Genomic DNA, 22,521 nt, shown 5'->3' on the forward strand with positions numbered 1-22,521 from the left:
ATCCTGGCTTCTGGTGAAATATTGCTTTCTCAATGGAGTATTAATATCGGGAATGGTTTGCGCACAAACGCTGAATAATAACCAGAACGAAAATGTTGTTATTAATAGCACCTCGCAGATTACGGGAGTCGATTTGTATCTCGACGTCACCTTAAATGGGAATCCCGTTGGGCTGGTTCATTTTGGCTACGATAATGGAAAGCTTTATGCAGGAGCAGATACTCTGCGTAAAATGGGCTTTCGCTTTGCTCCAGACGCCACTAACGCCGTCTGCCTGAACGATATCCCCCAGCTAACCATTGACTACAACGTTCAGTTGCAAACGCTCTCGCTTACTGCGCCGCTCAGTTCACTCGATCTTGCGACCACGCAGCTTAACTCGCCCACCGAAACCGCGCCAACGGCAACAACATCACGCGGGGCGCTGCTCAATTATGATATCTATACGCAACAGGGGGATGAAAGCGCAATCAATACCTTCAGCGAAATTCGCGCCTTCAATGCGACCGGCGTGCTCAGCACCACTCAGTTGACGCAGTACTCTACCGAGGAATATGCCGATAACAGCGTTGAGCGCCTCGACACCAGCTGGCGTACGTCATTTCCTGATTCGATGTTGGCGTTAACCGTTGGCGATACCCTGACAAGTTCACTCATCTGGTCCCGACCGACGCGAATCGGCGGCATTCAGATAGGCACCGATTTTGGGTTACAGCCCTATATGCCAACCACCCCGCTTCCAGCATATCTGGGATCCGCGACGTTACCGTCAAACGTTGAGCTGTACGTCGACGGCGTCAGGTACTACAACGGAGAAGTCCCCGCAGGTAGCTTTCAGATCAACACAATGCCTAACATCAGCGGCGCGGGAACGGGTCAGGTGATGATGACAGATGCGTTGGGCAGAACGAGCGTACAAAATTTCTCGTTCTACAATGATCAGCAACTCCTGCGGGAAGGATTAACCGCCTGGTCGGCAGAATTAGGCACGGTACGCGAAAATTATGGTTACTCCTCTTTTGATTATGCCAGCGCACCAGTATTGAGCGCTACGTGGCGTCGCGGGTTTAGCAATACGTTCACCGCCGGGACTCACGCGGAAACCAGCGATGGACTGATTAACGCGGGCTTCAGTAACGACTGGATCCCAGGAACCCGCAGCGGCACGTTTTCGACCTCACTTGCCGCAAGTACCGACTCAGGAAAGAACGGGTTTTTGTACAGTTTTGGTTACCGTTGGTCCGGCGAACGGTTTAATTTCAGTACCAGTACCACGGCAACTTCCGGCGATTATCGCGATGTCGCCACCCATTACGGTGAGCCGCCCCCCACGCTTAACAGCAACACTGTCATTGGCTATTCGCTGGAAGCAGCTGGAAATGTCAGCCTGAGCTATTTGCAGTTTCGTTATCCACACGAAAATGCGGTGCGCTACGCCAATGCCAGCTGGTTTAAATCTCTCACCGACAACATCTCACTCAATGCCGGATTCAACCAGAACATTGACGACAACCGCGATCGTAGCCTCTATCTGATGGTAACCATCACGACCGACAACAATCTGAGCGCCAGCAGCACCCTACAACGTACCAACGACGAAACCGGTTACCAGCTCAACGCCAGCCTGACGCCCCCTGCCGACGGCGGCTGGGGCTGGAATCTGGCTGCCAGTCAGCAGGCTTCCCGGCAAAGTGGCCAGGGAGAAGTGGGATATCTGGGACGTTATGGTAAAGCGTACGCGGGATTCAGCCGTTTACCGGATAACCATTACGGTTATGCAGGCGCAACCGGATCGCTGGTGACTATGGGAGGCGGCCTGTTTGCAGCAAGAGAAATCAATAATGGTTTTGCCGTCGTCTCAACTGACGGCGTGCCTGATGTTCCGGTCAAATTGCAAAATAACCTGATTGGCCGCAGCGATGACCAGGGACTACTGCTGGTCACACCGCTTAACAGTTATCAAAAAAACCTGATCAGTATTGACCCGATGGATCTCCCTGCCAATATGCGGATCGCACGCGTTGAGACGAATGCCACGCCAGCCGATCGTTCCGGTACTTTGGTTAGCTTTGGCATCACCCCCGTCCACGCTGCGCAGATTATCCTCGTCGACAATCAGGGTAAGCCAATTCCTGAAGGCAGCATGGCTTACGCCATCAACGGAAAAGGACAATCGTCTGTCGTTGGCTTTGATGGAATGACATGGTTCGACACCCTGGAGCAGCACAACACGCTGCGCGTTGATACGGACACCGGTAGTTGTCGCGTGCAATTTGACTATCCCGCGTCAGCAAAGGGGATTGTGCAAATAGGTCCACTGGTTTGTCGCCCACACTAACAGGAGTGCGCTCATGAGGTTAAGACATCTGCTACTCATCGCTGCCGTACTTTTTTGTCCGGCAATTAGCCATGCGGTAACCTGTTCGGTGAGCAATGTGCAAGCCATAAATTTAGGTTCGGTCAATCCACTGTCTGCGACAGGCGCAACGTCATCAATGACGTTCAGTTACACTTGCGCCAAAGAGCTTGGTGACGTGCTGGCAGGGATCAATCTCTGTTTTAATATTGGCGCCTCGGCCGTCAGTGGCCAGGTGACACCGCGAAATATGTCGTTAAGCGGAAACCCCGCCAGAACGCTGGCATACCAGCTTTACCAGGATCCCGGACACAGCAAAATTTGGGGGAGCCAATACCAGGCCGGAACCACTTTTCCGATGGTACAGCTTAACCTGCTGAATCTGACGCCAGTGACGGGTTCACTCACGGTATCGGCGCAGATCGTCACGCCACAAACGGCAGCCGTCCCCGGAAATTATCAGGATAGTTATACGACGGCAACAGCCCTTGTCACCCTTAATCCTGGATTGCTTTTCCCGCCGACCACCTGTGGTGATACCGTTGCCGCCAGGTTTCCTTTCACCGTCACAGCTGCTGTCAGCAAACAGTGTAATATCACCTCCGCGACTAACATCAGCTTTGCCCCCACCAGCGGAACGGGTCGTAATCTCACGGCGTCAAACACCGTTGGCGTAGCATGCTCTAATAACACCCCTTACACCATCGGACTTCAACCCTCCAACGGCAATACGGCAGGCAGCGGCGTGATGGCAGGCACGGGGTCAAATACGGATAAAGTCCCCTACCAGCTTAGTTCGACGCCAGGTCCTTCCGGTACGATCTGGGGCAATACTGCGCTTAATACCGTTGCAGGCAACGGCACGGGGACAACGACTACCTACCCGGTTTACGCCACCGTTCCCAGCGCGAACTACACGCCAGACAACTATGCCGATACTGTCACCATCGCCGTGACCTACTGACGCCCAGCTTAACAGCAATAAAGCAAACACATTTTATTATCATATTATTTACTTTTAGAGGTGCGTCATAAATCTGACAAATTGCGATTTTTACAAGTTATGCATATTAAACTACATAAACCGCAAAACAACCGCGATGACAGCCAAAATAAAGAATAACTATTCACTACCAAGCCAAAGCCCACACTACTCATACCGATAATCCGTGTTAGCCAGGCAGGCTGTTCTATGAAAAAAATGTTAAATTTAGGTTTATATGGTGAGATTCACTGTATACCACGGCCAAATTAAGAACATATTACTTTTATAACTAAGGTTTATCATGGATAAGTTATCTTACGCTTCAGATAGCAGCACATCTGCCTGGAATACCTACCTGCAACAAATCGAGCGTGTGGCCCCTTACCTGGGCGAACTTTCCCATTGGGTGGACACCCTGCGCCACCCAAAACGCGCGCTGATTGTCGATATCCCGGTGCAGATGGATGACGGCACTATCCGTCATTTTGAAGGGTATCGCGTGCAACATAACCTCTCCCGCGGTCCGGGCAAAGGCGGTGTGCGTTATCATCCTGATGTTGATCTTAATGAAGTGATGGCCCTGTCTGCATGGATGACCATCAAATGCGCAGCGTTGAACCTGCCGTACGGCGGAGCCAAAGGCGGTGTGCGCGTCGATCCGTTCTCACTTTCTGAAGGTGAACTGGAGCGTTTAACCCGCCGTTATACCAGCGAAATCGGCATTATCATTGGGCCGCAGAAAGACATTCCTGCGCCGGATGTAGGTACGAACGGAAAAGTCATGGCCTGGATGATGGATACCTACTCCATGAACCACGGCACCACCGTGACCAGTGTGGTCACCGGTAAACCTATTCACCTCGGCGGCTCGTTAGGCCGTGATAAAGCCACCGGTCGCGGCGTTTTTGTCAGTGGTCTGGAAGTCGCGCGTCGTGCGAACATTGAAGTTGAAGGCGCTCGCGTGGCGGTACAAGGTTTCGGTAACGTCGGCAGCGAAGCCGCCCGCCTGTTCGCCGCAGCGGGTGCGCGTGTCGTCGCTATTCAGGATCACACCGCAACGCTGTTTAACTCCACGGGTATCGACATGACCGCGCTATCTGCCTGGCAGTTGGAGCACAAACAGATTGCCGGTTTCCCAGGCGCTGAAACCATCGCCAGCGAAGCCTTCTGGAGCGTGGAGATGGATATCCTGATCCCTGCCGCGCTGGAAGGGCAGATTACCCGTCAGCGTGCAGAAATACTGACCTGCAAACTGGTACTTGAGGGCGCTAACGGCCCGACTTACCCGGATGCCGATGATATGCTGGCAAGCCGCGGTATCATCGTGGTACCTGACGTCGTATGTAACGCAGGCGGCGTAACCGTCAGCTACTTCGAATGGGTCCAGGACATGGCAAGCTTCTTCTGGAGTGAAGAAGAGATCAACAATCGCATGGACAAAATCATGACTGATGCGATGGTGCACGTATGGGAAAAAGCAGCTGAGAAATCCTGCTCCCTGCGTACCGCAGCCTACATTGTTGCCTGCGAACGTATTCTGCTGGCACGTAAAGATCGCGGAATTTATCCGGGCTAATACGACGGCAGATATGCCAACGTTTTTGACCGACGATAAACGCCAGTCGTGAGTTACGCCAATAATGCTGCATTATTTGTGGCATTATTGGCGTGTAGTAGCCTGATTCATCTGCCCCGCTTTCTGCGTTTTACTTACCCAATATCTGCGCATTTTGTTAGCCAATAAACATTAAATTCCATCGCTGCAACCATAATTTGCGTTAAGAACCCATAGCAACGCATTATTGGTTGCAATGTCTACTACCAATATTACGCCCCCCATATATATTGACGAACCGATTAAAAATCCCGAATAATTGTCGAATTATGGCATTCTGGCTGCAGGGAAAGTTGCCTGACACAGTGCGATTAGATCGGGCCGGGAAAACTCAGCGAATAACCACGTGAGAATATAATGGTCGATCATTCATCTGCTTCTGAGCACAACGATTTTACTCGTTGCCTGTCTCTTTTCGACAGCGCGTTTCCACAAATTTTATCCCTGCTGGGTATGCCAGCCCCCACGCAACTTTCGCCTGATACGTTTTATTATTCACTTGATAAAGCCCGAGAGAGATTGGGCAACTGGAGCAGTGTAGCGGCCCGGTTTAACTATAATGAGCAGGAAATGGCGAGCTTTCTTGCGGCATTACGCACCTTGAACAAATGGCTCGGCAGAAATACAGATGGCCAGCCTGCCGACAGAAATCTGACCATTGCCGCGTTGCGTTTTTTGTGGCAGCTCGAATATTTGCGAGAAAAACAGCCTCAATTAACTTATTCAACGACGCTGCATAACGAAGGCGAAGAAAAGCAGTTACGTAGTTTGCAGCAGGTACGAGCATTAGAGCTGACCATTCGTAGTTTAATTAATGAAGCGTACAATAACCAACAAGCCCTACTTGAGCACCTAAACAAACTATTTGGTCAGGAACGTGTAAAAAAATGGCTCAACGTTGCCGATCGTGATGACGTATTGAGCGGTACCCTTTTCAGTGAACTCGCCTCACTATTTATTGATAAAGACGAATATCCCATCCACTACTCTCCACTTTATCAATATACCCCTTTGCTCAGCTTTGTTAACGATAAACGTAGAACACTGAATACCTTTCTTGACGATATTCGCGTAATTCGCAACCGTCTGGCGCATCATAAGCGGGTAACCTCCGTCCAAACAACATTGATGAATTACTATTACCAAGAAATTACTGAGCCGGTACAGGAGGCCTTCGACGAAGGCCGGGTAAAAGTTAACCCTGATCGCTTTTTTGATGACAGCAATGCTGAGGTTGCTCACTATTTCGAACAGACAGCCCAAAAAATTGAAGATCTCGGCGGTGACGTTCAGGAAATAAAGGATGATCTGGTGGCTCAGGCTCAGGATATTGGAAAAATCAAAATTGATACGCGCATCATTCGCAATCGAGTAGCCTGGGTGCTGGGCGGTATCGTCGTCATTATTGTTGGCTCAGTACTGACTTTCGGAACCTCAACCAAGACGCTGGTGAATACGGAGTCCATCCGTAGCGATCTCGGGGAAGTGGGTAAAACGGTTGCTGGGGCGAAAAAAGAAACCAGTAACGATCCGCGTAAAGAACTGGCGAATATCGGCATTGCCTGGGATGAAAAAAATCTTCGCGCCGCTATCGACCGCGGTGATACCCAGGTTGTCAATCTGTTTCTTGCCGGAGGCATGCGCTGGAAACTGTATTATGCCGAAGCCGCATTACAGGAAGATCGCCAGGAAACGTTGAATGCCCTATTACAATCAGCGTCGTTGATGGATGAAAAAAACGGCTGCCTCAGAATGGCCGGTAAATTACGTCAGCAAGCGGACCACAATGGCACGCTGACCCCCATACAGATTCGTTATTTAAAAACATTCTGTTCTTCTGCCAAGGATGTTCAGGGTATTAAAGCGGAACTGGACAGAGCGCTTAATTTTGAGAAAGCCCAGAAGAAAGCTTACGATGAAGAAATGGCCAAAAATGAACCTGCAGGTCGCTGTGAGCGCCGTCTGATGGCCGATAATGCGCGTGAGTTACTGGCTGACGCGGCGCAATTTTCACTGCAAAGACCGACCACTTATTCACTCCATGATGTGTTATTGAAAGAACTGAATACGCGTCTGATGTTCGGCACACTCAACGAGGCAGAGTTAAAAAGCCTGGTTAAGAACTACTGCGTAAAACAAGAAAACCATGAGCCCAATATTGCGATTGGCGATAACTGGAGTCGCTCACAACGGGTCATTTATAACGTAGTCAAATAATGAGCGATCCAACAACACATTCATCGAAAGAGAATTATATGTTCGCATTCAATAATGCATGGCCGCTGTTTACTTTCGAGTTCAATCCGTCGCAGCGTGATGCACCGGCAGGCAGCCTACTGATCGGATTGGGCGACGGCAATGATACGGAAAGCCAAAAGGGTGTCGCGCTCAATAACAAAGGATACCGTGCAGGTCACTACAATTCGGTGAGTGAACTGGTGGCAAATGCCGACGATCGTCAATGGTCTATATGGCGCAGTAAACTCTCAAGTGTCCAGGGAATACAACGAATCGTTATCGAAGATTTCTCTCTGGATACCTGTTTTACGCTGTTGCTGTTTTTGAACCATCTCGATGCCGCTGGTTCGCTGTCGCTATCAACACATCCGTGGCTGGAATACGTCACCGCATGGGAAAGCGGTATTTATCTGGACGGTGATGATACAACTCGTTCTGCCGCTTGCTTGTTATCCGCACTCGCGCATAGCAGCCTGTGCGAGCAATCCATGGATGATACTGCCGTTGTTCGCCACAACATGCTGGCCTGCCTTCGCCTGTTGAGCGATATGATGATAGCCAACCCAGACCCCACCGCAGGCATTATGCCCATGCACACGCAATGTTATGCAAGTGCGGTCGCAAGTCTGGCGTATGAGCAACAGATTTACCAACACGTTATCAAGCGTTCGGTTACCTGCCAACTCCTGCTGGATCTCGGCACAGGCCGGCGGCAAACGGTGGTTGATGCACTGTTTATTACCGAAACGCTCCCCTCTGGTATGTTGAAAATTCTCGCGCGCTGCGATAAAGAACGCAGTTGGACGCACAATGGATTTGGGTTGCTGGCCATTTATCGACCACGAGAAGTGGGTACGGGAAATGATATCGTTATTTCGCTCAACCCGATTCAGGGGACACGCCTTGATGCCCTGTGGTCCGCTCTGGAACAACGTGAAGATGTGGCCTGGCAAGGACTACGCCCGCACGATACTCCGCGTTTTCTCGAAAGCTATCGCCTGGCCGGAAGCGATAAATTGATCCCAGGCGCACCGAACCAACCCTGGTACGACGATCAAGGCAGAATGACGCTAATTGCGGCACCGAAGCAGCTTGCTCCCGGAGAGCCCGGCTCGAAACTGACCTGGCAAAAAGACGTTTTGCCCGCAATCTGGGAAAATTATTTTACCCGTTATCTTGATAACGCCATTGTGCCAATAGCTTTACCCGAACTTGATTGCCGCACAAAAGGTAAATGCATTCGTGTCTATCAGCATCGCATCCCGGAGGGTGGTGATATTACGATCGTCCCGCTGATGCGAATGATCGATACCCCCACCTTTCATGCCTGGCTGGCAGCACAGAGCGATAGCACGCGCGTCGTTAGGAGTCCTGCGGATCTCCCCCCCACCAGCGAGTACCACTGCCAATGGTACAGCAATATTCTGGTTGTCGCTCACCGTCATGGCGTCACAATCTTCTGTCGCGAAGAAGAGGATAAACATCTGGCGATACTGATTAAAGCGGCCATTTCTGTAGCGGATGTAAGCCATGAGTATGAAAATTTTCTGGCGAACTCTGCCCAACAGATTGAACAGTGGCTCAAGGATCTGCTCGAGTCGCAGCAAAAACACAACCGAAAGGGAAAAATTCGTCGTCTATCTGACTGGTCCGAAATGATGCTGGAAACCAAAGCCCAGGCGCTAAAAGCCATGAATAAAGGTGCTTTAGTCGGCAACGATGCCCTACATAACCAGCTGAGTGAAGATCTCTCTCGGCAGTGGGGATTGTCTGAGCAACGTCAGGAGCTCATGACGCAGATAGAGCAATTGGATCAGCTCATGCGCCAGGCTATTAGTCAGCGTCAGGAAAAACGCCAACGTATTTACGGCGCACTGTTTTCTGCTTTAGCACTCGGCGCGGCGGCTAACCATATTTGGGAACCGATTAAAGAGATAAAAACAACAAACCTTTATGAATGGCAACTCATGCTATTCAAAGAGCAGCCAGCCCCGGCAATGGACAAGTTACAGACGATTGCTGCAGATGCCGCGCGATATGAAGTCTATACCCTGGCTATTCTGCTAATTTTTGGTTTTATTGGTTTTATCTTGTTCTGGTTTTTCGATTTTAATGGCAAAGAAGAGTAAGGAATAACGTTTTACTCATGATGCCGTCAGCATAAACTTTGCCGCATCTCTCACTTCCGCTGTTTTATGCACCACCACGTTTCAATATGGAACATTAAAAGATGCTAATGTTCCGTATTGAAACACCAATCACATCAATTTTCTTTTGACTACCCGTGTGCAAAATTACCTTATCGGCAGCGAGCGGTCGCCGTGACGTTGAACCAACCGATACCCTACATCAGATGCCTGCCCGAATTTGGCAGCCATCCAGGACTGTCTGCGGAGCATAAATAATGAAAAAATTGATCAACCGTGTTGAAGACGTACTGAATGAACAACTCGCCGGACTGGCGAAAGCGTATCCTTCCCTGGCACTGCATCAGGATCCTGTATATGTCACCCGCGCAGATGCGCCGGTGATGGGCAAAGTGGCTCTGCTTTCCGGTGGCGGCAGCGGACACGAACCTATGCACTGCGGCTACATTGGTCAGGGCATGCTCTCTGGCGCCTGTCCAGGTGAGATTTTTACCTCACCCACGCCGGATAAAATGTTCGAATGCGCCATGCAAATTGACGGTGGCGAAGGCGTGCTGCTGATAATCAAAAATTACACCGGCGACATTCTTAATTTCGAAACCGCCACCGAGCTGCTGCATGAAAGCGGTGTCAAAGTCACCACCATGGTGGTGGATGACGACGTGGCGGTGAAAGACAGTTTGTATACCGCCGGTCGACGTGGTGTGGCGAATACCGTATTGATCGAAAAACTGGTCGGCGCGGCCGCCGAACGCGGTGATTCGCTGGAAGCCTGTGCGGCGTTGGGCCGTAAGCTGAATAACCAGGGCCACTCCATTGGCATAGCCATTGGCGCCTGTACCGTTCCAGCCGCTGGACAACCGTCGTTCACGCTGCAGGATAACGAAATGGAGTTTGGCGTAGGTATCCACGGGGAACCCGGCATTGACCGTCGCCCCTTCACCTCTCTCGATCAGACCGTTGATGAAATGTTCGATACCCTGCTGGAAAACGGTAACTACAGCCGTACACTCCGCCACTGGGACAACGTCCAGGGCGCGTGGCAGGAAGGTAAAGAAAGCAAGCGTGCGTTACAAAGTGGCGATCGCGTTATTGCGCTGGTCAATAATCTCGGCGCGACGCCGTTGTCTGAACTCTTCGGCGTGTATAACCGCCTGGAAAGCCGTTGTCAGGATGCAGGCATCGTCATTGAGCGCAACCTGATCGGTTCTTACTGTACCTCTCTGGATATGACCGGTTTCTCGATCACCCTGTTACAGGTAGATGACGAAACGCTGAGATTATGGGATGCACCGGTTCACACCCCTGCCCTCAACTGGGGTAAATAAGGAGATTCATGATGTCCCTCAACAGAACGCAAATTGTTAACTGGCTCTATCGTTGCGGCGAGATCTTCACCACAGAAAGTGATTTTCTCACCGGACTTGACCGAGAGATCGGCGATGCCGACCACGGTCTGAACATGCATCGTGGTTTCAGCAAAGTCGTTGAAAAGCTGCCGTCCATCGCAGACAAAGACATCGGCTTTATTTTGAAAAACACCGGTATGGTGCTGCTCTCAAGCGTCGGCGGGGCCAGTGGACCGCTGTTTGGCACCTTTTTTATTCGCGCCGCTCAGGTGACTCAGGCTCATCAAAGCCTGACGCTTGAAGAGCTGTATCAAATGATGCGTGATGGCGCAGAAGGTGTGATTAGCCGCGGTAAGGCTGAACCTGGCGACAAAACCATGTGCGACGTCTGGCTGCCAGTAGTCGAGTCCTTACGCCAGTCCTGCGAGCAGAAACTGAGTGTACAAGCAGCGCTGGAAGCGGCAAGCCAGCAAGCGGAAGCCGCAGCACAAAGCACCATCACCATGCAGGCTCGCAAAGGCCGTGCCAGCTATCTTGGTGAGCGCAGTATTGGGCATCAGGATCCCGGCGCAACGTCGGTCATGTTTATGATGCAAATGCTAGCTCAGGCGTCCAGAGAGTAAGGATAAAGCGATGGTAAACCTGGTTATTGTTTCTCACAGCGCCCAACTGGGCGAAGGCGTCGGTGCGCTGGCCCGGCAGATGTTAATGGGCGGTGATTGCAAAATCGCCATTGCCGCAGGCATTGATGATCCTGAGAATCCGATTGGCACCGATCCGATCAAGGTGATGGAAGCCATCGAGTCCGTGGCCGATACGGACCACGTGCTGGTGATGATGGATATCGGTAGTGCATTACTGAGTGCGGAAACCGCGCTGGAACTGCTCGACCCTGGCATTGCCGCCAAAGTGCGTTTGTGCGCAGCACCACTGGTTGAAGGCACACTGGCCGCGACGGTTAGCGCCGCCGCGGGTGCTGATATCGATCGGGTCATCCGTGATGCCATGAACGCCCTCGACGCCAAATGTGAGCAACTGGGTTTACCTTCGCCATCCGCAGCGAAACCCGCATCTGCTGCACTGTCTCCCGATGCAGATGCCCGTTCTGTTGCCATTGTGGTGAAAAACCCTAACGGCATCCACGTTCGCCCGGCTTCGCGGCTGGTTTCCGCGTTGTCTGGTTTTAACGCCGACATGTGGCTGGAGAAAAACGGCAAGTGTGTGGTTCCTGATAGCCTGAATCAGATAGCTCTGCTGCAGGTACGCTGTAATGACACGCTGCGCCTGATTGCCAAAGGCGAACAGGCAGAGGATGCGCTGGCCGCATTTAAACAGCTGGCAGCGGAGAATTTTGGTGAATCGCTCGAGTCCGCTAATGCTGATAACAAGGCAACTCAGGCTCCCTCAAAAGTCACGGGGACGGCATTCTGTCACACGCCGTTCTCGCCCGAGGTAAACCCGCAGCCAGCCGCATCACTCCAGGCTGAGCAACAGCGATTACAGACCGCCATCCAAAGTACGCTAAACGATCTGAGCGAACTCACTGCACTTGCTGAAGAACGATATTCCGCAGATATCGCCGCCATCTTCTCCGGTCACCATACGCTGTTGGACGATCCTGAACTGTTTGAAATGGCCTGCGATGTAATGCGCGAAAAGCAGTGCAGCGCCGCCTGGGCCTGGCATCAGGTGCTGAGCGATCTCAGCCAGCAGTATTTACAGCTCGATGATCCTTATCTGCAGGCGCGATACATTGATATTGAAGATTTGCTGTCCCGTTCACTGCAGCATTTGACGGGAGAGAGCGCACAAATTCCCGCGTTCTTGCGCCCCACTATCCTGGTCGCTGATGTCATTTATCCGTCTACGGTACTGCAACTCGATCCGAAGACCATCAAAGGTATCTGCCTGCGGGACGGCAGCGAAGCCTCGCATCCGGCGATTATCGCTCGTGAAATGGGTCTGTGCTGGATGTGTCAGCAAGGCGCGGCTCTCGATAGCATCAAGATGGGCGATACTCTGACCATTGACTGTGTCACACAGCGGATAACCCGCGCAAACTGATTCCGAAGCACATCCTTTCCAACAAAGGGTGTGCTTCTTCTCTATTCACGCCGGGAAATGTCTGTTTATTCGCAAAATGGGGAGCCGATCACGCGCAACGGTCATTCCTGAACTAAGGTTTTCTCATGGTAAATGCCGCTACTTCGGCACGCCGCTAAGGAGATTAACCGATGATAACGCCAGCAACTCGCCATCCTGGCCTGCTCTCTGTTGCAATAAAACTGACGCTCGCAAGCACCTTTTTTGCCCTTTCCTCTTTTACCGTCAACGCCGAGGACGCACCAGCCGCTACGCCTGCGCCGCCTGATATTCTGCTTGGCCCCCTGTTTAACGATGTACAAACAGCCAAACTGTTTCCTGACCAGAAAACCTTTGCGGACGCGGTGCCAAACAGCGATCCATTAATGATCCTTGCCGATTACCGGATGCAGAAAAACCAGTCCGGATTCGACTTACGCCATTTTGTGCAAGTGAATTTCACCTTGCCGAAAGACGGCGAGAAATACGTGCCCCCGGCCGGGCAATCATTACGCGAACATATCGATGGCCTGTGGCCGGTACTCACCCGTTCGACAACCGACGCTGAAAAATGGGATTCGCTGCTGCCGCTCCCGGAACCGTATGTGGTACCTGGCGGGCGTTTTCGCGAAATATATTATTGGGACAGCTATTTCACCATGCTGGGGCTTGCCGAGAGCAATCACTGGGATAAGGTCTCGGACATGGTGGCAAACTTCGCTTACGAGATTGATTCCTGGGGACACATTCCTAACGGCAACCGCACCTACTACCTGAGTCGTTCGCAACCGCCGTTCTTTGCCTTTATGGTTGAACTACTGGCGCAGCACGACGGGAATGACGCGCTGAAAAAATACCTCCCACAGATGCTCAAAGAGTACAGCTACTGGATGGAAGGCGTCGAAACACTCCAGCCCGGTCAGCAAAATAAGCGCGTAGTTAAACTGGATGACGGCACCATTTTGAACCGCTACTGGGATGAGCGCGATTCGCCTCGGCCAGAGTCGTGGGTAGAGGATATCGCCACCGCTAAAAGCAACCCGAACCGCCCGGCCACAGAAATCTACCGCGACCTGCGTTCAGCTGCCGCGTCCGGCTGGGATTTTAGTTCCCGCTGGATGGACAATCCTAATCAGCTGGGCACTCTGCGCACCACCAGCATCGTTCCGGTCGATCTCAATGCGCTGATGTACAAAATGGAAAAAATGATCTCCCTCGCCAGCAAGGCTGCTGGTGATGATGCCAAAGCGGCGCAGTACGATGGCTTCGCTAATGCCCGACAAAAAGGGATCGAGAAGTACCTGTGGAACGACAAAGAAGGCTGGTATGCCGACTACGATCTGAAAAGCCACAAAGTACGCAACCAGCTCACGGCTGCCGCCCTGTTCCCGCTATATGTCAATGCAGCGGCAAAAGATCGCGCCAGTAAAGTCGCCACGGCCACCCAGGCACATCTGCTGCAACCGGGCGGCCTTGCTACCACGTCGGTGAAAAGCGGCCAGCAGTGGGATGCCCCCAATGGCTGGGCCCCGCTCCAGTGGGTAGCAGCATCCGGGTTACAGAATTACGGTCAGGATACTGTCGCCATGGACGTGACCTGGCGATTCCTCACCAATGTTCAACACACCTACGATCGCGAGAAAAAGCTGGTTGAGAAGTATGACGTGAGCACCACTGGAACCGGCGGTGGCGGCGGTGAGTATCCGTTGCAGGATGGTTTCGGCTGGACCAACGGCGTAACGCTGAAAATGCTCGACCTGATTTGCGCCAAAGAAAAGCCCTGTGACAACGTACCCGCGTCGCGACCTACCCCGGCAAGTACTGCGCCAGTCGAGTCTAAAAAACAGACTCAACCGACGCCATAACATCATAGCCTGAGCCGTTTTACTTCCTGAATCCGCGCTTCGTCGCGGATTTTTCTTTCTTATATTTCCCCCTTCCAGCTGTCTCTATGGCCTCTAGCCCTTATGGGGTATCCGGGGTTTTCATCCGTGAGAAATTGATTCTGAACATGTTTTTATTCGCTGTATATGTAAATATATAGCGATTTTGTAACCTTCAGGATAACAATAATGCCACTGACAAGACGGATGTTTGCCCAACTCGTGGCATCTGCACTGCTGCTACGTCATCTTCCCGCGTTTGCTCAAACCTCGCTGACTGTGGCCATTGGAGACTCTCCGAAGCCAGAAACGACCCAACGCGTGGTCAGCGCGGGCGCGCCTGCTGACATGCTGCTGCTGGCCGTCGCACCGGAAAAACTGGTGGGGCTTTCCTCCTTTGATTTCTCTCGCCAGACCGCCATCCCGTTTAACGATAACATTCGGACTTTGCCGAAACTCGGCAGGCTGGCGGGGCGCGCCAGCACGCTCTCGCTTGAAGCACTCCTGGCGCTTAAACCTGACCTGGTTATTGACTGCGGTAATGCCGATGAAACCTGGCTTTCTCAGGCCAGACAAGTGAGCGCACAAACACAGATTCCCTGGCTGCTGATTAACGGCGAATTGCGTCATACCCCAGAACAGCTGCGCGCAGTCGGTGAAGTATTGGGCGTCGTCTCGCGAACCGCAATGCAGGCCGCGCTGGCCCGTCGATTTATCGATGATGCAATAGCTTTCTCGCATTCACCCGCGGCGAATCTGCGTTTTTATGCCGCGCGCGGTGCCAGAGGACTGGAGACTGGTTTACAAGGTTCTCTGCATACCGAAGCAGCAGAACTACTGGGGTTGCACAATGTGGCGCACATCCCCGGACGACAGGGGCTCACACAGGTCTCAATGGAAAATCTGCTCAGCTGGCAGCCGGATATTATCCTGGTGCAGGATGCAGTGACAGCGCAGTTCCTACGAGAAGATCCGGTCTGGCAAGGGGTCAAAGCGGTTGCTGACCGGCGCATTCTGTTTCTCAGCGGTCTGCCGTTTGGCTGGCTGGATGCACCTCCTGGCATCAACCGTTTACTGGGGTTACGCCGCCTGCACGCCTGGCTTGATCCACAGGTTGAAGCGAGCTTTAAAACCGATATGCAGCACTACAGTGAATTGTTCTGGCACACCACACTAAGCGACGCACAGTATCAAAGGTTGGTGGCAGTCTGATGAAAACATCAACCCTCGGTTTTCTGATGATTGCGGCGGTGGTACTTTGCGCGAGCGTCGCCGCGGTATCAGGCGCGTATCGCCTGGATGCACAGCAGGTTCTGAATCTCGTGGCCGGCGCAGATGGCGTTCCAATGCAGGACAGAATCGTCTTCTGGCAAATCCGCCTGCCACGCATACTGGCTGCATTGCTGCTCGGCGCGGCGCTGGCGGGCGCAGGAACCACCTATCAGGGCATGTTCCGCAACCCGCTGGTCTCGCCGGATATTCTCGGCGTGGCGGCGGGTGCGGGTTTAGGTGCCTGTTTAGCAATCCTGTTAGGTTTACCGATCCTGTTCATTCAGCTGTATGCGTTCATGGGCGGTTTATTCGTGGTCGCCGGTGTCTGGTTGATTACCCGGCGAGTCAAGCGTCACGACCCGGTGTTAACGCTGGTGCTGGTCGGGATTGCGCTGGGCACGGTATGCGGCGCGGGAATTTCACTCATCAAAACGCTGGCCGACCCGTATACCCAACTCCCGTCTATCACCTTCTGGCTGCTTGGCGGTTTATCGACGATCACGCTGCACGATCTGTGGTTCTCGGCACCGCTGATCTTCGCAGGACTGATCCCGCTATTGCTGCTGCGCTGGCGCATGAACCTGCTCACCCTGTCGGATGATGAAGCACGATCGCTTGGGATCAATGTCTCGCGATTACGACTGGGACTGATCGTCTGCGCAACGTTAATCACCGCCTGTACCGTTGCTATCGCGGGCATTATCGGCTGGATTGGGCTGGTTGTACCGCACATCGGCAGACTCCTCAGTGGCAATAACCACCAGCAGTTGCTGCCCGTTTCTATGGGGATCGGCGCCATTTTGCTGCTGCTCACCGATACTCTTGCCCGCACGCTGAGCAGCACAGAAATCCCGCTGGGGATCCTGACGGCATTTATTGGCGCACCGTTCTTTTTGCTGCTTTTGCTACGGGGAAATCGCCCATGACGCTTCTGACCCTCCGCCATGCGTCGTTGGGATACCACAGTCACCAGCCCGTGTTACGCGATGTCTCATTTCAGGTTTCGCCCGGCTCCGTCTGTTGTCTGATTGGGGCCAACGGCAGTGGAAAAACCACCCTGATGCGCACCATTCTCGGCGTTCTTTCGCCGCTTCACGGTGACATTCTGCTTGATGGCGTCGCCATAAATCATCTCAGCGATCGGCAACGCGCCGCCGCTATTGCCTGGGTTCCTCAGGCACATGACGGCGCGTTTGCCTTCACTGCGCTGGACATGGTGATGATGGGGCTGGCCCCGCAACTGGCGGCATTTGCGGTTCCCGGCGCGAAAGAGCGTGAAAATGCGCACCAGCAGATGACGATGCTGGGAATCTCTCACCTGGCGCCCCGACGCTGGAACACGCTGAGCGGCGGAGAGCGGCAACTGGTGTTAATTGCCCGCGCGCTGGCGCAGCGTCCGCGTCTTTTGTTGCTGGATGAACCCGCTTCCAGCCTGGATTTTGGGCATCAAATCCGTCTGCTCGACACGCTAGTGACGCTGAAAAACTCGGGTATGGCCCTGCTGATGTCGACCCATCATCCATTGCACGCCCGGGCAATCGCCGACAGCGTGGTACGCGTTGAACCGAACGGTGCAGTGTCGCAGGGGCTTCCTGAACAGCAGCTCGCCACCGATCGTCTGGCGGAACTGTATCGCGTTACACCGTCACAAATCGCTCGCCATCTCTTTGGCTCACATAACTAAGGAATAATAATGCTCATTGACGACATTGATTTTGCCGATCTTTACCGTAAACAGTTACAACTGGCGAACAGAACCGAGAAAAAGCCGGAGCACTGGGATAAACGTGCGGAAAAAATGGCGGAAAATTGCGCCTCATTAACCGACAGCTATCTGCTGCAACTGCTGGGGAAAATCGACCTGAAAGGGGCGGAGTCGCTGTTTGACATGGGTTGCGGTCCCGGTACCGTCTCGCTGGCGCTGGCTAAAAAGATGCCAATAATTTACGGCGTAGATTACAGCCAGGGCATGCTTAGCGTAGCTGCCCGCCGCGCTGCGCAAATGAACGCCCGTCACGTGCAGTGGGTGCAGCGGGCCTGGGAGGAACACTGGGATGATTTACCCCAGTGCGATATCGCCGTCGCTTCGCGCTCTACGCTGGTTGCCGATATGCGCCAGGCGATGACCAAACTGAATAATCAGGCCCGACTGCGGGTTTACACCACTCATCTCGTCAGTTCATCTTTCGTTTCCCCCACCATTCAGCGTGCACTGGGCCGCGAAGTGATTGAGCTTCCCAACTATATCTATGCGCTTAATGTCCTGTATCAGATGGGGATCCACGCGCATGTTGATTTTATCCGCGGACCCAACTGCCAGCAGGACAACAGCACCTGGACGCGTTTTCTGGAAAACGTGCGCTGGAGTATGGGTGAACTGAGCGCCGACGAGGTCGAACGTCTGGAAACCTGGTATCAACAGCAGGATCCACGCACGATTGCCCCCGCCAGCCGTGACTGGGCGCTTATCTGGTGGGACAGCGTGCCGCGGGAGGCGCTGCGATGATCTACTTTTCGCAGGCGCAAACCGACGCGCTGCTGCTGGAAGATATTCAGGGCGGCGACCTGACTACCCGCGCGTTGGGTATTGGCGCACAGCCGGGCGTTATGGAATTTTACCATCGCCAGGGCGGATGCGTTAGTGGCACCGCCGTTGCCAGACAAATGCTCACCTCATTAGGGCTGACCGTCAGCGACATGGTGGCCGATGGTGAACAGGTAAGTGCAGGACAGCGATTGATTTGCGCACATGGGAATGCGGCGGCGCTGCACCAGGGCTGGAAAGCGGTACAAAATGTCCTGGAGTGGAGCTGCGGGGTTTCAGGCTATCTTGAGAGCATGTTGAGCCAACTGCGCCAACGCTATCCTGATGGGCAGATTGCCTGCACCCGCAAAGCCATTCCCGGCACGCGTTTGTTGGCGACTCAGGCCATACTCGCCGCGGGTGGTATTATCCATCGCGGAGGATGCGCCGAAACGGTACTGCTGTTTGCTAATCACCGCCATTTTCTTACCAACCCAAACGACTGGACAGGCGCGATTGCGCGCTTACGCAGCCATGCGCCAGAAAAAAAGATTGTGGTTGAAGCAGATACGCCAGAAGAGGCATTAGCCGCGCTACGCGCCGCGCCAGATGTCCTGCAACTCGACAAATTTACCCCTGAGCAAGCAACAGAAATTGTCCGCCAGGCCCCTTCTCTGGCCCCCCATTGCACGCTGGCGCTGACTGGCGGCATTACCCTCGCCTCGCTGGCGAGTTATCTCGACTGTGGCATCAGACTTTTCATCACTTCCGCACCTTACTACGCTCCACCCGCGGATATCAAAGTTAGCCTGAGCCCGGACACACGTGGCATATAACATTAATAAATGGACTAAAAATAATGAATTTCAACAAAAGTTGTCTTTACACAGCCCTGTCGTTTGCTTTCGCGCACAGTGCTTTTGCTGGGCAGGAAAGCGAAACCATGACCGTCTGGTCAAGTCCGGCCTCCGCCGCAACCACTACGGTTCTCGGCCAGGAAACGATGCAGCAACTGGATAAGCAAAACGTGGCGCAGGCACTGAGCGTTGTTCCCGGCGTCGTGCTGCAAAAGTCAGGCAACCGCAATGAACAGCAGGTGAAAGTCCGCGGTTTTGACAGCCGTCAGGTTCCCGTCTATTTTGACGGCGTGCCGGTATACATCCCCTATGATGGCAACCTCGATTTAGGCCGTTTTCTGACCTCAGATATCGCTTCGGTTGAAGTCTCCAAAGGCTACTCGTCGCTGTTACAAGGGCCGAACCAGATGGGCGGTGCCATCAATATCACCACCCAAAAGCCCACCAAACCGATTGAAGGCAGCATTGGCTATCGCCAGGGCTGGAGTCGTAGCAAAGACAATGCCCACGATATGCACGCTTCATTTGGCGCCAGCAACGATCTCGGCTACATCCAGCTCAGCGGCAGTCAGTTGAAGCAGGATTTCCTTGGCTTACCGCACGGTGTGGACAACCCTATTGCGGGCAGCAACGGCAAGATGATTAACTCCTCCGCCGATGACAAACGCGGCATCGTGAAGCTGGGCTTTACCCCACGTGGTAATGACGAATATGTGCTGACCTATATTAATCAGGACGGTGAAAAAGATAACCCGCCGTACGCTGGAACCAGCAGTCAGAAATCACGCTACTGGCAATGGCCACAGTACGATAAAGAGAGCTATTACTATCAGGGCACCACCCATCTGGGCGATCGTTTCACCCTGAAAAGCCGTCTGTATCGCGATACCTTTGAAAATACGCTGATGATGTACAACTCGCTTGCCGATCTGAAAAACAAAAAAGGCAGCTACAGTCATTATTCAGACTATAGCGATGGGGCTGGTCTGCAGCTCGCTGCGGATATGCGTGAAAACGACCAGCTCTCTTTCGCGGTGAACTGGAAGGATGATGTTCACCGCGAGAAAGGCGCACCGAATGCGGCTTACGATCGCTACGAAGACCGCACCTGGTCCGTTGCCAGCGAATACCAGTGGGCAGCAGCGGATAACGTCGATGTCGTGGCGGGAATAAGCTATGACTGGCGCGACAGTCTGGAAGGCATGAAGCACGAAAAAAATGGTAGCGTCACCCACTATGATGACAACAATCAGTCGGCCTTCAACTGGCAGATGATGACCAAATATCACTTTGAAAATTCAGACACATTAGCGCTGTCCTACTCTGACAGAACACGTTTCCCAACACTGAAAGAGCGCTACACCACCTCGAAACCGGCCTATAACCAGGTGGCGCTGGTCAATCCGCAGCTTAAACCGGAACGCGCCCGCAGCGTGGATCTGACCTGGAATGGTTCACTTGGTAAAGACTGGGGATTCGAAGCCAGCGTCTATTACAACCGCATCAGCGATGCCATTCTTTCACACAATATTGATGCCGATACCATCCAGAATCAGAACAGCGGCCGGGTGGATTACACCGGTCTGGATGCAGGCGTTAAAGGTAAAGTCTTTGATATGCTGGATGTTGGGCTGAGCTATGGCCTGATTCATGCGGACGTCAAACGCAGCGACATCGGCAAAATAACCGATTTGCCAACACAAACCCTCACCGCCTGGATGACGCTGAAACCGTGGGATCCGCTGAGCATTACGCTGTCTGAAGAGGCCCGCTCATCGAGCTATAGCAATAGCGACGGCTCGCAGAAAGCCGCAGGTTTCGCCATTACCCATTTACGCGCCGACTACGCCATCGGTCACGGGCTTAGCGTCAACGCTTCGGTCAATAACCTGTTCGATACACAATACGTGTACAGCGAAGGATTTATCGAAGAAGGCCGTAATTACTGGGCGGGAATTGAGTATCAATTCTGACTTAGCGACATAGAGAAACGGCCCCCACAGGGGCCGTTCGATTAATCTCGTCGTACAAGCCGGAAGACACCCAGCACAACAATCGCGCCGACCACGGCCACCAGGAAGCTGTGGAGATTAAATCCGCTGACATCGCCGCCAATACCAAACATCGTTGCCAACCATCCACCGACCACAGCACCGACAATACCGAGAATACAGGTCAGGATAAACCCACCGCCATCACGCCCCGGCATAATCAGTTTGGCGATAACCCCCGCAATCAGACCAAAAATAATCCAGGCAATAATTCCCATTTTCAGGCCCTCTTTCCAGTGAACGCACGCGCAAGACTTTCCTGCGCCAGCACTTAAAGTATAGGCAAGCCATCGCGACATGCTTTTATCACTCAGACTTAATTCATTGGGTTTGGTAAAAAATTTCATCCATTTGTATTAAGTTCCGTCGATTAATGCCGATAACCCAACGACAAACCAGGCATCCAGGAGTCATTAGGTGTGAGTAACTACAATGAGCAGTTCCTGAAGCAAAATCCGTTAGCGGTGTTAGGTGTACTTCGGGACTTAAAGTCGCAGCAGGTTCCACTGCGTATCTCCTGGTCAGGCGGCCAGTTCATCAGCAAAATTCTGACCGTCAGTCCCGATGAACTGATCATGGATTTTGGCAGCCAGGAATATGAAAACCAGGCCGTACAGCGGGCCAGCCAGATCTCAATTATCGCCGAAACGCAGGGAGCCAAAGTAGAATTCACCCTGCCACAGCTGAAAAAAGGCGAGTATCAGCAACTGCCGGCCTTTATTTCATCCTTGCCGCCTTCTCTGTGGTTTGTGCAGCGTCGGGAATATTTCCGCATCGGCGCTCCGCTGCATCCTCCCTATCGCTGCACGGCAAAAATGCCGGACAACAGCATTCTGCATTTTCGCTTATTCGATCTGTCTCTCGGCGGCATGGGCGGGCTGTTAGAAGTGGCAAAACCAGAGGGGTTGGCAGAAGGTATGCGCTTCTCGCAGGTTGAACTAAATATGGAGCAATGGGGGGTGTATCACGTTGACGCCCAACTTATTTCCATTAGCGAACGCAAGGTTATCGATGGGAAAAACGAAACCATTACCACTCCCCGCCTGAGCTTTCGTTTTCTCAACGTCGGCCCGGCGGTGGAGCGGAACTTACAGCGGATTATTTTTTCCCTTGAACGTGAGGCCCGGGAAAAGTCGAACAAGGTGCGCGATTAGCATCACCT

At 52.9% G+C, this 22,521-nt stretch carries 17 protein-coding genes; 16 read left to right on the forward strand and 1 reads right to left on the reverse strand.

What is annotated here, in order from left to right; genetic code table 11:
• Positions 1-52: 52 nt before the first annotated feature.
• The 15 genes from OGY13_RS16225 (at position 53) to OGY13_RS16295 (ending at position 21,281) form a co-directional block, all read left to right on the forward strand.
• Positions 53-2,338 (forward strand): fimbria/pilus outer membrane usher protein, encoded by a 2,286-nt coding sequence (locus OGY13_RS16225; RefSeq protein ID WP_213752345.1) that lies wholly within the window; start codon positions 53-55, stop codon positions 2,336-2,338.
• Positions 2,339-2,351: 13 nt separating this feature from the next.
• Positions 2,352-3,320 carry a Csu type fimbrial protein gene (locus tag OGY13_RS16230; RefSeq protein WP_213752346.1) on the forward strand — a complete coding sequence of 323 codons (969 nt, stop codon included), beginning with the start codon at positions 2,352-2,354 and terminating at the stop codon, positions 3,318-3,320.
• A gap of 322 nt (positions 3,321-3,642) precedes the next feature.
• Positions 3,643-4,917 (forward strand): Glu/Leu/Phe/Val family dehydrogenase, encoded by a 1,275-nt coding sequence (locus tag OGY13_RS16235; RefSeq protein WP_032943729.1) that lies wholly within the window; start codon positions 3,643-3,645, stop codon positions 4,915-4,917.
• 396 nt (positions 4,918-5,313) lie between these two features.
• On the forward strand, positions 5,314-7,173 hold the full coding sequence (locus OGY13_RS16240; protein ID WP_133158641.1) for an STY4199 family HEPN domain-containing protein: 1,860 nt from the start codon (positions 5,314-5,316) through the stop codon (positions 7,171-7,173).
• Positions 7,174-7,211: 38 nt separating this feature from the next.
• Positions 7,212-9,323, forward strand: coding sequence for a hypothetical protein (locus OGY13_RS16245; RefSeq protein ID WP_213752347.1), 2,112 nt, complete (start codon positions 7,212-7,214; stop codon positions 9,321-9,323).
• Between the two features lie 275 nt (positions 9,324-9,598).
• A complete protein-coding gene (gene dhaK / locus OGY13_RS16250) occupies positions 9,599-10,669 on the forward strand; it encodes a dihydroxyacetone kinase subunit DhaK (RefSeq protein WP_137377342.1) in 1,071 nt (356 codons plus the stop codon).
• Positions 10,670-10,680: 11 nt separating this feature from the next.
• A complete protein-coding gene (dhaL, locus tag OGY13_RS16255) occupies positions 10,681-11,313 on the forward strand; it encodes a dihydroxyacetone kinase subunit DhaL (RefSeq protein WP_020996617.1) in 633 nt (210 codons plus the stop codon).
• A gap of 10 nt (positions 11,314-11,323) precedes the next feature.
• Positions 11,324-12,754, forward strand: a complete 1,431-nt coding sequence (dhaM, locus tag OGY13_RS16260; protein ID WP_048235235.1) for a dihydroxyacetone kinase phosphoryl donor subunit DhaM — start codon at positions 11,324-11,326, stop codon at positions 12,752-12,754.
• Between the two features lie 170 nt (positions 12,755-12,924).
• Positions 12,925-14,637 carry an alpha,alpha-trehalase gene (locus OGY13_RS16265; RefSeq protein WP_191215702.1) on the forward strand — a complete coding sequence of 571 codons (1,713 nt, stop codon included), beginning with the start codon at positions 12,925-12,927 and terminating at the stop codon, positions 14,635-14,637.
• Between the two features lie 207 nt (positions 14,638-14,844).
• Entirely contained in the window at positions 14,845-15,867 is a 1,023-nt protein-coding gene (locus tag OGY13_RS16270; protein WP_213752348.1) for an ABC transporter substrate-binding protein, read from the forward strand.
• 26 nt (positions 15,868-15,893) lie between these two features.
• On the forward strand, positions 15,894-16,853 hold the full coding sequence (locus tag OGY13_RS16275; protein WP_374115550.1) for a FecCD family ABC transporter permease: 960 nt from the start codon (positions 15,894-15,896) through the stop codon (positions 16,851-16,853).
• Positions 16,850-17,611 (forward strand): ABC transporter ATP-binding protein, encoded by a 762-nt coding sequence (locus tag OGY13_RS16280; RefSeq protein WP_213752350.1) that lies wholly within the window; start codon positions 16,850-16,852, stop codon positions 17,609-17,611. Before OGY13_RS16275 ends, OGY13_RS16280 begins: the two co-directional genes overlap by 4 nt.
• A gap of 9 nt (positions 17,612-17,620) precedes the next feature.
• Complete coding sequence (locus tag OGY13_RS16285) at positions 17,621-18,433, forward strand: class I SAM-dependent methyltransferase (protein WP_032943738.1); 813 nt, start codon at positions 17,621-17,623, stop codon at positions 18,431-18,433.
• Positions 18,430-19,287, forward strand: coding sequence for a ModD protein (gene modD / locus OGY13_RS16290; protein WP_213752351.1), 858 nt, complete (start codon positions 18,430-18,432; stop codon positions 19,285-19,287). The genes OGY13_RS16285 and modD overlap by 4 nt, the downstream gene beginning before the upstream one ends.
• 23 nt (positions 19,288-19,310) lie before the next feature.
• Complete coding sequence (locus OGY13_RS16295) at positions 19,311-21,281, forward strand: TonB-dependent receptor plug domain-containing protein (RefSeq protein WP_103285341.1); 1,971 nt, start codon at positions 19,311-19,313, stop codon at positions 21,279-21,281.
• Positions 21,282-21,322: 41 nt separating this feature from the next.
• Here the strand turns inward: OGY13_RS16295 and OGY13_RS16300 are convergent, their stop codons facing one another.
• Complete coding sequence (locus OGY13_RS16300; protein WP_048212573.1) at positions 21,323-21,577, reverse strand: GlsB/YeaQ/YmgE family stress response membrane protein; 255 nt, start codon at positions 21,575-21,577, stop codon at positions 21,323-21,325.
• 201 nt (positions 21,578-21,778) lie between these two features.
• Here OGY13_RS16300 and ycgR point away from each other — a divergent pair, with 201 nt between their 5' ends.
• Positions 21,779-22,513 (forward strand): flagellar brake protein YcgR, encoded by a 735-nt coding sequence (gene ycgR / locus OGY13_RS16305; protein WP_048235228.1) that lies wholly within the window; start codon positions 21,779-21,781, stop codon positions 22,511-22,513.
• The last annotated feature ends 8 nt before the right edge of the window (positions 22,514-22,521 follow it).

Source organism: Citrobacter sp. Cpo045 (genome assembly GCF_030332875.1).
Taxonomy (GTDB): Bacteria; Pseudomonadota; Gammaproteobacteria; order Enterobacterales; family Enterobacteriaceae; genus Citrobacter; species Citrobacter portucalensis.